Source organism: Mycobacterium sp. E2327, from assembly GCF_001672675.1.
Classification (GTDB): domain Bacteria; phylum Actinomycetota; class Actinomycetes; order Mycobacteriales; family Mycobacteriaceae; genus Mycobacterium.
The window spans coordinates 1-14,845 of sequence record NZ_LZKE01000039.1 but is presented as its reverse complement, the minus strand read 5'-3'; the positions used below and the strand labels follow the sequence as shown (position 1 = coordinate 14,845).

Annotated in this window: 13 protein-coding genes; 11 read left to right on the top strand and 2 right to left on the bottom strand. The window is 70.1% G+C overall.

What is annotated here, in order from left to right; translation table 11 throughout:
• Positions 1–25 precede the first annotated feature (25 nt).
• From sepIVA to mutM, 4 genes are all read left to right on the top strand, one after another.
• Entirely contained in the window at positions 26–763 is a 738-nt protein-coding gene (gene sepIVA / locus A5712_RS04800; RefSeq protein ID WP_067155092.1) for a cell division protein SepIVA, read from the top strand.
• A gap of 105 nt (positions 764–868) precedes the next feature.
• A complete protein-coding gene (locus tag A5712_RS04795; protein WP_156766417.1) occupies positions 869–1,462 on the top strand; it encodes a DUF177 domain-containing protein in 594 nt (197 codons plus the stop codon).
• The gene (gene rnc / locus A5712_RS04790) at positions 1,459–2,172 is read left to right on the top strand and encodes a ribonuclease III (RefSeq protein WP_068102011.1); all 714 of its coding nucleotides are present in this window, start codon (positions 1,459–1,461) and stop codon (positions 2,170–2,172) included. The genes A5712_RS04795 and rnc overlap by 4 nt, the downstream gene beginning before the upstream one ends.
• Positions 2,173–2,188: 16 nt before the next feature.
• A complete protein-coding gene (gene mutM, locus A5712_RS04785) occupies positions 2,189–3,061 on the top strand; it encodes a DNA-formamidopyrimidine glycosylase (RefSeq protein WP_068102009.1) in 873 nt (290 codons plus the stop codon).
• A gap of 32 nt (positions 3,062–3,093) precedes the next feature.
• On the opposite strand, the gene A5712_RS04780 is transcribed toward mutM, so the two are convergent.
• A complete protein-coding gene (locus A5712_RS04780) occupies positions 3,094–3,870 on the bottom strand; it encodes a PIG-L deacetylase family protein (RefSeq protein WP_068102008.1) in 777 nt (258 codons plus the stop codon).
• Between the two features lie 52 nt (positions 3,871–3,922).
• On the opposite strand from A5712_RS04780, the gene A5712_RS04775 reads away from it, so the two are divergent.
• From A5712_RS04775 to A5712_RS04745, 7 genes are all read left to right on the top strand, one after another.
• Positions 3,923–4,345 (top strand): OsmC family protein, encoded by a 423-nt coding sequence (locus tag A5712_RS04775; protein ID WP_068102006.1) that lies wholly within the window; start codon positions 3,923–3,925, stop codon positions 4,343–4,345.
• The gene (locus A5712_RS04770) at positions 4,332–4,625 is read left to right on the top strand and encodes an acylphosphatase (protein WP_068102004.1); all 294 of its coding nucleotides are present in this window, start codon (positions 4,332–4,334) and stop codon (positions 4,623–4,625) included. The genes A5712_RS04775 and A5712_RS04770 overlap by 14 nt, the downstream gene beginning before the upstream one ends.
• Before the next feature lie 121 nt (positions 4,626–4,746).
• On the top strand, positions 4,747–8,346 hold the full coding sequence (gene smc / locus A5712_RS04765) for a chromosome segregation protein SMC (RefSeq protein WP_068102002.1): 3,600 nt from the start codon (positions 4,747–4,749) through the stop codon (positions 8,344–8,346).
• A 174-nt stretch (positions 8,347–8,520) separates the two neighbouring features.
• The gene (gene ftsY / locus A5712_RS04760) at positions 8,521–9,849 is read left to right on the top strand and encodes a signal recognition particle-docking protein FtsY (protein ID WP_068102000.1); all 1,329 of its coding nucleotides are present in this window, start codon (positions 8,521–8,523) and stop codon (positions 9,847–9,849) included.
• Positions 9,850–10,036: 187 nt separating this feature from the next.
• Complete coding sequence (locus tag A5712_RS04755) at positions 10,037–11,419, top strand: ammonium transporter (RefSeq protein WP_068101999.1); 1,383 nt, start codon at positions 10,037–10,039, stop codon at positions 11,417–11,419.
• Positions 11,416–11,754, top strand: a complete 339-nt coding sequence (gene glnB, locus A5712_RS04750) for a nitrogen regulatory protein P-II (protein WP_068101997.1) — start codon at positions 11,416–11,418, stop codon at positions 11,752–11,754. The genes A5712_RS04755 and glnB overlap by 4 nt, the downstream gene beginning before the upstream one ends.
• Positions 11,755–11,799: 45 nt before the next feature.
• Positions 11,800–14,235, top strand: coding sequence for a [protein-PII] uridylyltransferase (locus A5712_RS04745; protein WP_082973268.1), 2,436 nt, complete (start codon positions 11,800–11,802; stop codon positions 14,233–14,235).
• 4 nt (positions 14,236–14,239) lie between these two features.
• On the opposite strand, the gene A5712_RS04740 is transcribed toward A5712_RS04745, so the two are convergent.
• A partial coding sequence (locus tag A5712_RS04740) for a DUF222 domain-containing protein (protein ID WP_156766416.1) occupies positions 14,240–14,845 on the bottom strand: 606 nt, incomplete at its 5' end.

Below are 14,845 nucleotides of genomic sequence, written 5' to 3'. Positions count from 1 at the left end.
GGCAAGACGCCAGGAGGGTATGGCCGTGTACCGAGTTTTTGAAGCGCTGGACGAATTGGGCGCCATCGTCGAAGAGGCGCGTGGCGTGCCCATGACGTCCGGCTGCGTCGTGCCCCGCGGTGACGTGCTGGAACTGATCGACGACATCAAGGACGCGATCCCGGGCGAGCTGGACGACGCCCAGGACGTGCTCGACGCGCGTGACTCGATGCTGCAGGACGCCAAGTCGCACGCCGAATCCATGGTTTCCTCGGCGACCACCGAATCGGAATCGATGCTCAACCACGCCCGCGCCGAGGCGGACCGGCTCCTGTCGGACGCGAAGGCGCAGGCCGACCGGATGGTCAGCGAGGCGCGCCAGCACAGCGAGCGGATGGTCGGCGAGGCTCGCGAGGAGGCGATGCGCATCGCCACGGCGGCCAAACGCGAGTACGAGGCCAGCGTCAGCCGCGCCCAGGCCGAGGCCGACCGGCTGATCGAGAACGGCAACATCTCCTACGAGAAGGCCGTGCAAGAGGGCATCAAGGAGCAGCAGCGCCTGGTCTCGCAGAACAGCGTGGTGGAGGCGGCGAACGCCGAGGCCACCCGCCTCATCGACACCGCACACGCCGAGGCCGACCGGCTGCGGGGCGAGTGCGACATCTACGTCGACAACAAGCTCGCCGAGTTCGAGGAGTTCCTCAACGGCACGCTGCGGTCGGTGGGGCGCGGTCGCCACCAGCTGCGCACGGCCGCCGGCACCCACGACTACGCGACCCGCTAGCGGCGATCGCGAGCCCGGCGAGCCGGGTGAAGCGGGTCGCCGCCATCCGGACCAGCGGCTTATCGCGCACTTTCATTACGCGCGCGGCGCCGTAGGATTTGCTCTATGACGCGGCAGCACAGCACCACGCAGCGCCGTTCGACCTCGCCGATGACCATCGACATCACCAGGCTGGGGCGGCGTCCGGGCGCGATGGTCACCCTGCGCGAGACCGTGCCCAGCCCGTCGCGCATCGGACTGGACATGATCGCGATCGACCGCGCCGCCCCGTTGGAACTGGACCTGCAGGTGCAGTCGGTGTCGGAAGGCGTGCTGGTCACCGGGACGGTGGCCGCGCCCACGGTCGGCGAATGCTCCCGCTGCCTGACGCCGGTCACCGGGCGGGTGCAGGTCCGGTTGACCGAACTGTTCGCCTACCCGGACAGCACGACCGAGGCGACCACCGAGGAAGACGAGGTCGGCCACATCGTCGACGACACCATCGACCTCGAGCAGCCCATCATCGACGCCGTCGGGCTGGAGCTGCCGTTCGCGCCGGTGTGCGAGCCGGATTGCCCGGGGCTGTGCCCCGAATGCGGCGTCGCGCTCGCGGCCGAGCCCGGCCATCACCACGATCGCATCGACCCGCGATGGTCGAAGCTGGCCGACATGTTGCGGGAGCCGCCCCAACCGGACGACACGCCGGGGGACCAGCGGTGACGTCGCGGCAAGCCCTGCTCGAGGCGCTCGGGGTCGAGCTGCCCGACGAGCTGCTGTCGCTGGCCCTTACGCATCGCAGCTACGCCTACGAGCATGGCGGGCTGCCCACCAACGAGCGCCTGGAATTCCTCGGCGACGCCGTGTTGGGCCTGACCATCACCGACGAGCTCTACCACCGCCATCCCGACCGGTCCGAGGGTGACCTGGCCAAGCTGCGGGCCAGCGTGGTCAACACCCAGGCGCTGGCCGACGTTGCGCGGAACCTGTCCGAGGAGGGCCTCGGCGTCCACTTGTTTCTCGGTCGGGGCGAGGCGAACACCGGCGGAGCCGACAAGTCGAGCATCCTGGCCGACGGCATGGAGTCACTGCTGGGCGCGATCTACCTGCAGCACGGCATCGAAACGGCGCGCGAGGTCATCCTGCGGCTGTTCGGCGCGCTGCTGGACGCCGCGCCGACGCTGGGGGCCGGGCTGGACTGGAAGACCAGCCTGCAGGAGCTGACCGCGGCGCGGGGCATGGGGGCGCCGTCGTACGTGGTCACGTCCACCGGCCCGGACCACGACAAGGAGTTCACCGCGGTCGTCGTCGTGATGGAGACCGAATACGGGTCGGGTGTGGGCCGCTCCAAGAAGGAGGCCGAACAAAAGGCCGCCGCCGCGACCTGGAAAGCGCTCGAAGCGCTGGACACCGCGGGAAAAACCTCCGCCTAGTTTGATGATCCGCTGAATGCCCGAACTACCCGAAGTCGAGGTGGTGCGCCGCGGCTTGGCGGCCCACGTCGTGGGCAAGACGATCACCGCGGTCCGGGTGCATCATCCCCGCGCGGTGCGCCGCCACGAGGCCGGCCCCGCCGACCTCACCGCCCGGCTGCTCGACGCGAAGATCACCGGGACCGACCGGCGCGGCAAGTACCTATGGCTGCTGCTCGACGACCCGGACGCGGCGCTCGTCGTCCACCTCGGCATGAGCGGGCAGATGCTGCTGGGAAAGGTGCCGCGCTCCGACCACGTGCGCATCTCCGCGCTGCTCGACGACGGGACCGTGCTGAGCTTCGCCGATCAGCGGACGTTCGGGGGGTGGATGCTCGCCGACCTGGTCAGCGTCGACGGCAGCGTGGTTCCCCAGCCCGTCGCCCACCTGGCGCGCGACCCGCTGGATCCCCGCTTCGATGCCGCCGCGGTAGTAAAGGTGTTGCGGCGCAAGCATTCCGAGATCAAGCGGCAGCTTCTCGATCAGCAGGTGGTGTCGGGCATCGGCAACATCTACGCCGACGAGGCGTTGTGGCGGGCCAAGGTGAACGGCGCGCGGATCGCCGACACGCTGAGCCGCCGGCAGCTGACCGCCGTGCTGGACGCCGCCGGCGCCGTGATGCGCGAGGCGCTGGCCAAGGGCGGGACCTCGTTCGATTCGCTCTACGTCAACGTCAACGGCGAGTCGGGGTACTTCGACCGATCCCTCGATGCCTACGGCCGCGAGGGTGAACCCTGCCGGCGCTGCGGCGCGCTCATACGCCGGGAGAAGTTCATGAACCGGTCCTCGTTCTACTGCCCGAGTTGCCAACCGCGGCCGCGGGTTTCGATTGTGCATTCGGGGCTTTGAGTCTGCGCCCAGAAATCACACTTCACGCCGATTCAATCGAAGATGTCGTGGCGCGTCGGCCCCGCCGGTCGCGCGGGATCTACGTACCATTCCCGCGGGAATAACAGGCCAAAAGCCTGGGGCGGCAGCGCGAGCAGCACGTCGAATGCGCGCGCGGCCGCGGCCGTGTTGCCGATTTGGGAGCGGTGGGCGGCCATCGCGTCGCGCTTGCGCCGAGCGGAACCGAAGACGTTGATCCGGTGGGTAATCCGCGCTTTTGGCGCGTACGCAGTGCGGGCGATTTCCGGCTCGTAGGGCGCCGGTAGCCGCAGCAGGCGCGCGAGATTGCTGACTCGCACCAGCAATTCGCGCGGCATCGTCGCCTCCAGCACGCGCGGAGTCGCCGCGAGCTCGGCGGCCCGCTTGCCCACGTGATGCACCTGGATATGGTCGCGATGGCCGTACCCGCCGTTGGCTTCGTAGCTCAGCAGCAGATCCGCGTCTTCCTCACGAAGTATCGCCGACAGCCGCCCCGCCGCCTGGCCGACGTCGGCTCGTCCGAACCTGACGCGTCCGGGTGGATCGGGGTAGAACTCGGGGCCGTAGCCGCTGTCGGCGTAGCCGAGGCACTCGACCCGATGCACCCCGAGAATGTCCGCGCTGCAACGTAATTCGTCCAATCGCAAATCGTCGTCCGCGTCGTGCACGCGGCCGTCGGTGGCGGTGACGAGAACGACGCGATGTCCGGCATCCGCCGCCCGCGCGAGGGTCCCGCCGGTCAGGATCACCTCGTCGTCGGGGTGGGCGTGGAATGCGACGACGGTGGCCATGCAACGCAGTATGCCCGCCGGGGTGCAACGGCAGCCCGGTAGAAAAGTAGCCATGACGGAACTGTGGGTCGAACGGACCGGATCACGCCGCTACACCGGTTACAGCTCGCGCGGCGCGCAGGTGCTGGTCGGTTCGGAGGACGTCGAGGGGGTCTTCACCCCGGGCGAGCTGCTCAAGATCGCGCTGGCCGCCTGCAGCGGCATGTCCATCGACGAGCCCCTCGCACGGCGGCTCGGCGATGACTACAAGGCCGTCGTCAAGGTGTCCGGGCCCGCCGACCGCGAGCAGGAACGCTATCCGCTGCTCGAGGAGACGCTCGAGCTCGACCTGTCCGGGCTCTCCGACGAGGAAAAACAGCGCGTGCTCGTGGTCGCCAACCGGGCCGTCGACCTGGTCTGCACCGTCGGGCGCACGCTGAAGTCCGGCACGGAAGTCAACTTCGAGATCGCCGATGTCTCAGATGCCCCAGCCTGACGTCCGGCTCACCGCCTGGGTGCACGGCCGGGTCCAGGGAGTCGGCTTTCGCTGGTGGACCCGATGCCGCGCGCTGGAGCTCGGCCTCACCGGCTACGCGGCCAACCAGGCCGACGGCCGGGTGCTGGTGGTGGCCCAGGGGCCGCGCGAGGCGGGCGAGAAATTACTGCGGCTGCTGGAAGGCGGCGGCGGGTGGCCGTCCAGGCCGGGTCACGTCGACAAAGTGGTCGCCGACTGGTCGCAACCAACGGAGCGGTTCAGCGGATTCGTCGAGCGCTGACGTGACTGATGTGGCGCCTGTGACCGGTGTGCCCGTCTGTGAACGACAGGTGAATTTCGGGCCCGCCGACACCCCGTCGGGAGGGCTGACCCGCGCGATTTGAGCGGTAGTCTGGCGCGCTGTGTACCTCAAGAGTCTGACGCTGAAGGGCTTCAAGTCCTTCGCTTCGCCGACGACTCTGCGCTTCGAGCCGGGCATCACCGCCGTCGTCGGGCCCAACGGCTCGGGCAAGTCCAACGTCGTCGACGCCCTGGCCTGGGTGATGGGGGAGCAGGGCGCGAAGACGCTGCGCGGCGGGAAGATGGAGGACGTCATCTTCGCCGGCACCTCGTCGCGGGCCCCGCTGGGCCGCGCCGAGGTCACCGTCACCATCGACAACTCCGACAACGCGCTGCCCATCGAGTACTCCGAGGTATCGATCACGCGGCGGATGTTCCGCGACGGCGCCAGCGAATACGAAATCAACGGCAGCAGTTGCCGTTTGATGGACGTCCAGGAGCTGCTGAGCGACTCGGGCATCGGGCGTGAGATGCACGTCATCGTCGGGCAGGGAAAGCTCGACGAGATCCTGCAGTCGCGACCCGAGGATCGCCGCGCCTTCATCGAGGAGGCCGCGGGCGTGCTCAAGCACCGCAAGCGCAAGGAAAAGGCCCTCCGCAAGCTCGACGCGATGCAGGCCAACCTGGCCCGCCTGTCCGATCTGACCACCGAGCTGCGCCGCCAGCTCAAACCGCTGGGCCGCCAGGCCGAGGTGGCCCGTCGGGCCCAGACCATCCAGGCCGACCTGCGCGACGCGAAGCTGCGCCTGGCCGCCGACGACCTGGTCAGCCGCCAGGTAGAGCGCGACGCGATCTTCGAGGCCGAGGCCCTGATGCGCCGCGAGCACGACGAGGCCGCCGCCCGCCTGGAGGTGGCCTCGCAGGAGCTGGCCGCGCACGAGACGGCGCTGGCCGAGCTCTCGGGCCGGGCCGAATCGGTCCAGCACACCTGGTTCGGGCTGTCGGCGCTGGCCGAGCGCGTCGCCGCCACGGTGCGCATCGCCAGCGAACGCGCGCAGCATCTGGACGTCGAGCCGGTGACGCCGAGCGACACCGACCCGGACGCACTCGAAGCCGAGGCCCAGCAGGTGGAGCTGACCGAGCAGCGGCTGCTGGGCGAGCTGGCCGCCGCGCGCACCCGCCTGGACGCCGCGCGCACCGACTTGGCCGAGCGCGAGGCCGAGGCCGCCGAGGCCGACCGCGCCCACCTGGCGGCGGTGCGCGCCGAGGCCGACCGGCGCGAGGGCCTGGCGCGGTTGGCCGGGCAGGTGGAGACCATGCGGGCCCGCGTCGAGTCGATCGACGACAGCGTGGCGAAGCTCTCCGAGCGCATCGAAGAGGCCGCCGCCCGCGCGCAGCAGACCCGCGCGGAGTTCGAGACCGTGCAGGCGCGCGTCGGCGAGCTGGACCAGGGCGAGGTGGGCCTCGACGAGCACCACGAGCGGACCGTGGCCGCGTTGCGGCTGGCCGACGAACGCGTCGCCGAGCTGCAGGCCGCCGAGCGCGGCGCCGAACGGGAGGTGGCGTCGCTGCGCGCCCGCATCGACGCACTCTCGGTCGGGCTGGAGCGCAAGGACGGCGCCGCGTGGCTCACGCAAAACCACGCCGGCACAGGGCTTTTCGGCCCGATCGCCAAGCTGGTCAAGGTGCGGCCCGGCTACGAGACGGCGCTGGCGGCGGTGCTCGGTTCGGCCGCCGACGCGCTGGCGGCCGAGAGCTTCGGCGCGGCGCGTTCTGCCGTGGCCGCCCTCAAGCAGGCCGACGGCGGCCGCGCGGCCCTGGTGTTGGGCGACTGGCCGGCCGATCAGCCCCCGCCCGCTGGCGCGCTGCCCGGCGGCGCCCTTTGGGCGCTCGACCTGGTCGAGGCGCCGCAACGGCTGCGCGGGGCGATGACGGCCATGCTTTCCGGCGTCGCGGTGGTCAACGACCTGGGCGACGCGCTGGACCTGGTCGCGGCGCGCCCGCAGCTGCGCGCGGTCACGCTCGACGGTGACCTGGTGGGCGCGGGCTGGGTGAGCGGCGGCTCGGACCGCAAGCTGTCCACCCTGGAGCTCACCTCGGAGATCGACAAGGCCGGCGCCGAGCTGACCGCCGCGGAAGCCCAGGTGGCCCAGCTCAGCGCGGCCCTGTCCGGCGCGCTGACCGAGCAGATCGCGCGGCAGGATTCCGCCGAGCAGGCGCTGGCGGCGCTCAACGAATCCGACACCGCCATCTCGGCGATGTACGAGCAGCTGGGCCGGCTCGGGCAGGAAGCCCGGGCCGCCGAGGAGGAGTGGAGCCGGCTGCTGCGCCAGCGCGAGGAGGCCGAGGCCGGGCGCGCGCAGACCGTCGAAGAGGTCACCGCGCTGGAAACCCGGCTGCGCAACGCCCAGGAGACCCAGCACGTGCAGGCGGCCGAGCCCGCGAACCGCCTGCAGATCGCCGCCGCCGCCGAAAGCGCCCGCGGCGTGGAAGTGGAGGCCCGGCTGGCGGTGCGGACCGCCGAGGAGCGCGCCAACGCGGTGCGCGGACGGGCGGACTCCCTGCGGCGTGCGGCCGCGGCCGAACGCGAGGCGCGGCTGCGGGCTCAGCAGGCGCGGGCGGCGCGGCTGCACGCGGCCGCGGTGGCGGGGGCCGTCGCCGACGCGGGGCGGCTGCTGGCATCGCGGCTGGACCGGGTGGTCGGCGCGGCGTCGACGATGCGCGACGCGCTGGTCGCCGAGCGCCAGGAGCGCACCGCCGCGATGGCGACGGTGCGCGACGAGGTGAACGCGCTGAGTGCGCGGTTGGCCAAGCTGACCGACTCGCTGCACCGCGACGAGGTGGCCAACGCCCAGGCGGCGATGCGCATCGAGCAGCTCGAGCAGATGGTGCTCGAGCAGTTCGGCATGTCGCCGGACGACCTGATCGCCGAGTACGGGCCGGAGAATCAGCTGCCGCCCACGGACCTCGAGATGGCCGAATACGAGCAGGCCAAGGAGCGTGGCGAGCAGGTTTTCGCGCCCGCCCCCATCCCGTACGACCGGGCCACCCAGGAGCGCCGGGCAAAGCGGGCCGAGAAGGAACTCGCCGAGCTGGGCCGCGTCAACCCGCTGGCGCTGGAGGAGTTCGCTGCGCTGGAGGAGCGCTATAACTTCCTGTCCACCCAGCTCGAGGACGTCAAGGCCGCCCGCAAGGACCTGCTCGACGTCATCGCCGACGTCGACGCGCGCATCCTGCAGGTGTTCAACGACGCCTTCATCGACGTCGAACGAGAATTCCGGGAAGTCTTCGCCGTGCTGTTCCCGGGCGGCGAGGGCCGGCTGCGGCTCACCGACCCCAACGACATGCTCACCACCGGCATCGAGGTGGAGGCGCGTCCGCCCGGCAAGAAGATCACCCGGCTGTCTTTGCTGTCGGGCGGTGAGAAGGCGCTGACGGCGGTCGCGATGCTGGTGGCGATCTTCCGGGCCCGCCCGTCGCCGTTCTACATCATGGACGAGGTCGAGGCGGCGCTCGACGACACCAACCTGCGCCGGCTGATCAGCCTGTTTGAGCTGCTGCGGGCCCGCTCGCAGATCATCATCATCACCCACCAGAAGCCCACGATGGAGGTCGCCGACGCGCTGTACGGCGTGACCATGCAGGGCGACGGCATCACCGCGGTGATTTCTCAGCGGATGCGTGGGCAGCAGGTGGAGCAGCTGGTCTCGAGCTCCTCGTAGACCTCGGGGGCACGTGAGTGTGAACCGACGGCTTTCTTAGTGAATTGATGGCGCGATTTCGGCGATTTTTCCGCCCGGGAGCAACGCCCGAAGGCCTGGACGCAGACCCCGTGCCCCGGACGCACACCGAATGCGCTTGAGCGCCGGGTAACGGCGGCTGGAAGGATTACCTGCGTGTCCCAAGGTCTTTGGATCGCGATCGCGGTCGTCGCCACTCTGGTCGTCATCGCCGCGCTGGTCCTGGGCCTGGTGCGGTACCGCCGCCGAAGGATCAGCCTCGCGCGGCCCGAACCCGAAGCGCTCGACCGCTCCGGCGGCTACACCGCGTCGTCGGGCATCACCTTCAGCCGCACCCCGACGGTCGACACCACCGGCCTGCCCGCGGTAGGCGACGACGCGACCGTTCCCCGCGACGCGCCGCGGCGCACGATCTCCGACGTCGAACTGCCGGAGCCCGAGACGCTCGCGCCGCCGCCCGCCGCGCCGCCGGAATCGCCAGCGGCCCCTCCGGCGCCCCCACCGGTCCCGGAGGCCGCGCCGTCGCCTGAGCCGGGGCCCGAGGCGGCCGAGATCGAGGCCATCGCCCCACCCGAAGGCCGGCTGGAGCGACTCCGCGGAAGGCTGGCCCGCTCGCAGACCGCGCTCGGTCGCAGCGTGCTCGGCCTCATCGGCGGCGGCGACCTGGACGAGGAATCCTGGCAGGACGTCGAAGACACATTGCTGGTCGCGGACCTGGGACCCGTCGTCACCGAGTCGGTGATCACGCAGCTGCGCAGCCGGCTGGCCAGCGGCAGCGTGCGCACCGAGGCCGACGCGAAGGCGGTGCTGCGCGACGTCCTGATCAACGAGCTGCAGCCCGACATGGACCGCTCGATTCGCGCGCTGCCGCACGCCGACCATCCCTCGGTGCTGCTGGTCGTCGGGGTCAACGGCACGGGGAAGACCACCACCGTCGGCAAGCTGGCGCGGGTGCTGGTGGCCGACGGGCGGCGCGTCGTGCTGGGCGCGGCCGACACGTTCCGGGCGGCGGCCGCCGATCAGCTACAAACCTGGGCCTCGCGGGTGGGCGCGGACGTGGTGCGCGGCGCCGAGGGCGCCGATCCGGCATCGGTGGCTTACGACGCGGTCGACAAGGGCATCGCGGCCGGCGCCGACGTCGTCGTCATCGACACCGCCGGGCGACTGCACACCAAGGTCGGGCTGATGGACGAGCTCGACAAGGTCAAGCGCGTGGTGACCCGGCGGGCCGCGGTCGACGAGGTGCTGCTGGTGCTCGACGCCACCATCGGGCAGAACGGGCTCGCCCAGGCGCGCGTCTTCGCCGACGTTGTCGACATCACCGGCGCCGTGCTGACCAAGCTGGACGGAACGGCCAAGGGCGGCATCGTTTTCCGCGTTCAACAAGAACTCGGGGTGCCGGTGAAGCTGGTCGGGCTGGGCGAAGGGCCCGACGACCTGGCGCCGTTCGAACCCGCCGCTTTCGTGGACGCCCTGCTCGGCTGAGACCGCTTACACGTCAAGCGCGACGTTAATACCGCCGAAACACGGCGGCACCATCGCCGAAACAACAATTGCGCATGGTTCTGGCAGGCCACAGACGGACGTCTGACGGCCTTTCCTGTGCAACCGGAGGTGATAGCGCGTGGCATTCCCGCAATTGGGCCAACCCGATACGGGCGATACCGCCTGGATGTTGGCGAGTTCCGCTCTGGTGCTGTTAATGACGCCGGGCCTTGCCTTCTTCTATGGGGGCATGGTCCGAACCCGAAGCGTGCTCAACATGATCATGATGAGCATCAGCGCGATGGGCGTGGTGACCGTGCTGTGGGTGCTCTACGGCTACTCGATGTCGTTCGGCAACAGCAAGGGCGGCGTCGTCGGCAGCCCCGGCGACTACTGGGGGCTGAAGGGCCTCATCGGTGGCAATGCCGTCAAAGCCGATCCGAGCAAGGCGCAGGCGGCCGTCGACATCCCGCTGGCCGGCACCATGCCGGCTACCGTCTTCGTGGCCTTCCAGCTGATGTTCGCGATCATCACCGTCGCCCTGATCTCGGGCGCGGTGGCGGACCGGCTGAAATTCACCGCGTGGCTGGTGTTCGCCGGGTTGTGGGCGACGCTGGTCTACTTCCCGGTCGCGCACTGGGTGTTCGCGGCCGACGGCTTCGCCTCCGAGCACGGCGGCTGGATCAACAACAAGCTGCATGCGATCGACTTCGCCGGCGGGACGGCGGTGCATATCAACTCCGGTGCGGCGGGCTTGGCGCTGGCAATCGTCTTGGGTAAGCGCAAAGGCTGGCCGACGACGCTGTTCCGCCCGCACAACCTGCCGTTCGTCATGCTGGGCGCCGGGTTGCTGTGGTTCGGCTGGTTCGGGTTCAACGCGGGATCGGCGACCAGCTCCAACGGCTCCGCCGGGTCGACCTTCATGACGACGACGATCGCAACCGCGACGGCCATGCTGGCCTGGCTCCTGGTCGAGCGCATCCGGGACGGGCATCCCACCACGCTGGGTGCGGCCTCGGGTATCGTCGCCGGGCTGGTGGCCATCACGCCGTCCTGCTCGTCGGTCAACGTGCTCGGTGCCCTGGTGATCGGCTTCGTCGGCGGTGCGGTGTGCGCGCTGGCGGTGGGGCTGAAGTTCAGGTTCGGCTTCGACGACTCGCTGGACGTGGTCGGTGTCCACATGATCGGCGGTTTGACGGGCACGCTGCTGGTCGGCCTGGTCGCGGCCCCGGAGAGCACGGCCATCAACGGCGTGACCGGCGTTTCGAAGGGCCTCTTCTACGGCGGTGGCTGGTCGCAGCTCGAGCGGCAGGCGGTCGGCGCGTTCAGCGTCCTCTTCTACTCGTTCCTCGTGACGCTTGTCCTGGCGCTTATCCTGAAATACACCATCGGGATTAGGCTGAGTCCGGAAGCCGAGGCCGGCGGCATCGACGAGTCGGAGCACGCAGAAACCGCTTACGAGTTCGCAGTTATCGGGGCCTCGTCCATTCCGCACCGGATCGGCGGCGCGGAGGAAAGCCCCAACGGACAGGACGACGCAGTCAAGAAAGTGGAGGCAGAGACTTCATGAAGCTGGTCACCGCTATCGTAAAGCCGTTCACGCTCGACGACGTCAAGACCGCCCTCGAGGAGGCGGGCGTCCTGGGGATGACGGTCAGCGAAATCCAGGGCTACGGACGGCAGAAGGGCCACACGGAGGTCTACCGGGGTGCCGAGTACTCGGTCGACTTCGTGCCGAAGGTGCGGATCGAGGTCGTCATCGACGACTCCATCGTCGACAAGGTCGTGGACAGCATCGTTCGGGCGGCCCGCACCGGCAAGATCGGGGACGGCAAAGTCTGGGTGAGCCCCGTGGAAACCATCGTGCGGGTGCGCACGGGTGAACGCGGGACCGATGCCCTCTGACCTTGACCGTAGCTTGCTGATTCAGGCCGGACGGGCCGGGAGGGTATGAAAGAGGACCCACCCGGCCCGTCCGGGTCATCTGGACCGGGCACGGAAAATGGCCGCGGGGCAAGCGATTTGGTTGCCGCGCGGCGCCGTTTGCTGTCGGACGGTCGTGAGTTGGGGGCCGCCGAGTTGCGGCACGCGTGGCAGGATCTGCACGAGTCGTGGCTGACCGCCAAGGCGGACGAGATCGGCATCACCGACGGCAGTGGCTTCGCGATCGTCGGGATCGGCGGGCTGGGGCGCCACGAGCTGCTGCCGTATTCAGATCTGGACCTGATGTTGTTGCACGACGACAAGGCCGCTGAGGTCCTGCAAGAGGTCGCCGACAAGCTGTGGTATCCGTTGTGGGACGCCAACGTTCGGCTCGACCACAGCGTGCGAACGGTTTCCGGGGCGCTCGGCGTGGCCAACACCGACATGATTGCGGCCCTGGGCATGCTCGATGCCCGCCACATCGCCGGCGACGCGCGGCTGTCCGAGGAGTTGATCGCGGGCGCAAGAAGGCAGTGGCGCAGCGCAATTCGCTCCCGGATGGGAGAGCTGGTCGAAATCACCGAGGCGCGTTGGCAGCGCTGTGGCCGGATTTCGCAGCGCGCCGAGCCGGACCTCAAATCCGGTCGCGGCGGCCTGCGCGACGTGCAATTGCTGGACGCCCTCGGGGTGGCCCAGCTCATCGACCGCCACGGCATGGCCCGTCCGGAAACGCCGGGCGGCTCGCTGGACGAGGCCTACCTGACGCTCCTCGACGTGCGCACCGAGCTGCACCGCGTCTCCGGGCGCGGGCGCGATCAGCTGCTGGCCCAGTACGCCGACGAGATCAGCGCCGCCCTGCACATCGGTGACCGATTCGACTTGTCCCGCAAGCTGTCCGACGCGGGCCGGACCATCGCCTACCACGCCGAGACGGGGCTGCGCACCGCGGAAAACGCGCTGCCACGTCGTGGCGTGTCGGCCCTGGTGCGGCGGCCCAAGCGCCGCCCCCTGGACGAGGGCGTCGTCGAGTATGCGGGCGAGATCGTGCTCGCCCGCGACGCCGCACCGGAAACCGACGCCGGGCTGGTGCTTCGGGTGGCCGCCGCGTCGGCGGACACCGGGTTGCCGATCGGCGCCGCCACGCTGAGCCGGCTGGCCGCCGCCGCGCCCGAGATGCCAATCCCTTGGCCCAGCACGGCTTTGGACGACCTGCTGGTCGTGCTCTCGGCGGGACCGACCGCGGTGGCGACGGTCGAGGCGCTCGACCGCACCGGGCTGTGGGAGCGGCTGTTGCCGGAATGGGCTGCGATCCGCGACCTTCCGCCGCGCGACGTCGCGCACAAGTGGACGGTGGACCGCCACGTCATCGAGACCACCGTGAACGCGGCGCCGCTGGCGACCCGCGTGGCACGGCCCGACCTGCTTGCGCTGGGCGCGCTGCTGCACGACATCGGGAAGGGCAGGGGAGTCGACCACAGCGTGCTCGGCGCCGAAATGGCCCTCGAAATCGCGCCGCGGCTCGGGGTGGCGGCCAAGGATGCCGAGTTCCTGTCGAAGCTGGTTCGCCACCACCTGCTGCTGCCGGTGGCGGCGACCCGAAACGACCTCAACGACCCCAAGACGATCGAGGTCGTATCCGAGGCGCTGGACGGGGATCCACTGTTGCTGGAGGTGTTGCACGCGCTGACCGAGGCCGACTCGAAGGCGACCGGCCCCGGGGTGTGGAGCGACTGGAAGGCGTCCCTGATCGAGGAGCTGGTGCGCCGCTGCCGGCTGGTGATGGCGGGCGAGCCGTTGCCGCAGGCGGAACCGACTGCGCCGCAATATCTTTCGCTGGCCGCCGACCACGGCGTGCATGTGCAGATTGAGGCCGCCGGTGGTGAGCGCTTGAACCTGGTGATGATCGCGCCCGATCAGCGTGGATTGGTGTCGAACGCCGCAGCGGTGCTCGCCCTGAACTCGTTACGCATCCATTCGGCGTCGGTCAACACGCACGAGGGCGCGGCGATCATCGAATTCGTGGTGTCGCCGCTGTTCGGTTCGCCGCCAGAAGCCGGCCTGCTGCGCCAGCAGTTCACCAACGCGCTCCATGGCGACGTCGACGTCCTCGCCACGCTGGAGAAACGCGACACCGATGCCGCCAGCGCGGCGACCGAGCGGGCCGGCGAGATCCAGGTCGGGGTGCCCGTGACGCGGTCGACTGCCCCGCCGCACGTCCAGTGGCTCGACCCCGCCGCGTCCGGCCAGCCCCTCGTCGAAGTCCGCGCCATGGACCGATTGGGTTTGCTCGCGCTGCTGGCCCGGGCGCTGGAGCGCGCGGGCGCCGACATCGCATGGGCCAAGGTGCACACGTTCGGGTCAACCGCGGCCGACGTGTTCTGCGTGGAGCTGCCCGACGAGCCGGACGCACAGGCGGCGGTGGAGAAGCAGCTGCTGGCGGTGCTGGGCGGCCTGGAGGCGTAGTCGCTCACGGTTCGTCTTCGTCGGGTGGGTCGGGGTCTTGGTTGAGGAGTTCGTCGGGGTGATGCGCGTGGTTGATTTCGGGCGGGCTGGTGCCGTCGGTCCAGGCGAGGCGTCCGGTGTTGGTGACTTCGGTGTGGTAGTCGCCGCAGCTGGCACCGGCGTGGTCGCAGCCGCAGGCGAAGAAGAGTTTGTCGGCGTCGGTTTGTCCGCCGGCGGCCCAGTCGGGCGCGTGGTGGACTTCGCAGTCGTAGCCGGGCACGAGGCAGTGCGGGCGGGTGCAGCCGTGGTCGCGGGCGTGGCAGATCAGGCGTTGATCGGCGGTGGCGATGCGTTTTTGCCGGCCCAGGTACAGCGGGCGGGCGGTGTGGTCGTCGAACACCGCCAGATAGTGGATGGCGGTGGATGCCATGCGAATCAGATCCGACATCGGCAACCGCGAGCCGCCGCCGGTGCGCGCGGGAGCGGGCATCGCGATGGCAGGGTTGACGGCGGCGTGGGCGGCTTGGTCGAGTTCGGCCAGGGTGGTGGTGATCACCACGGTGACGGGGTGGCCGCGGTGGGTGCCGAGCTCGCCGGAGCCGATCGCGGTCTTGAGGGCGAGTTTGAGGGC

Coding starts and splice junctions, on each gene's coding strand:
- A5712_RS04795 (WP_156766417.1), top strand. CDS start 869: ATGACGCGGCAGCACAGCACCACGCAGCGCCGTTCGACCTCGCCGATG.
- glnB (WP_068101997.1), top strand. CDS start 11,416: ATGAAGCTGGTCACCGCTATCGTAAAGCCGTTCACGCTCGACGACGTC.
- A5712_RS04755 (WP_068101999.1), top strand. CDS start 10,037: ATGTTGGCGAGTTCCGCTCTGGTGCTGTTAATGACGCCGGGCCTTGCC.
- A5712_RS04775 (WP_068102006.1), top strand. CDS start 3,923: ATGACGGAACTGTGGGTCGAACGGACCGGATCACGCCGCTACACCGGT.
- mutM (WP_068102009.1), top strand. CDS start 2,189: ATGCCCGAACTACCCGAAGTCGAGGTGGTGCGCCGCGGCTTGGCGGCC.
- A5712_RS04780 (WP_068102008.1), bottom strand. CDS start 3,870: ATGGCCACCGTCGTCGCATTCCACGCCCACCCCGACGACGAGGTGATC.
- A5712_RS04745 (WP_082973268.1), top strand. CDS start 11,800: ATGAAAGAGGACCCACCCGGCCCGTCCGGGTCATCTGGACCGGGCACG.
- A5712_RS04770 (WP_068102004.1), top strand. CDS start 4,332: ATGCCCCAGCCTGACGTCCGGCTCACCGCCTGGGTGCACGGCCGGGTC.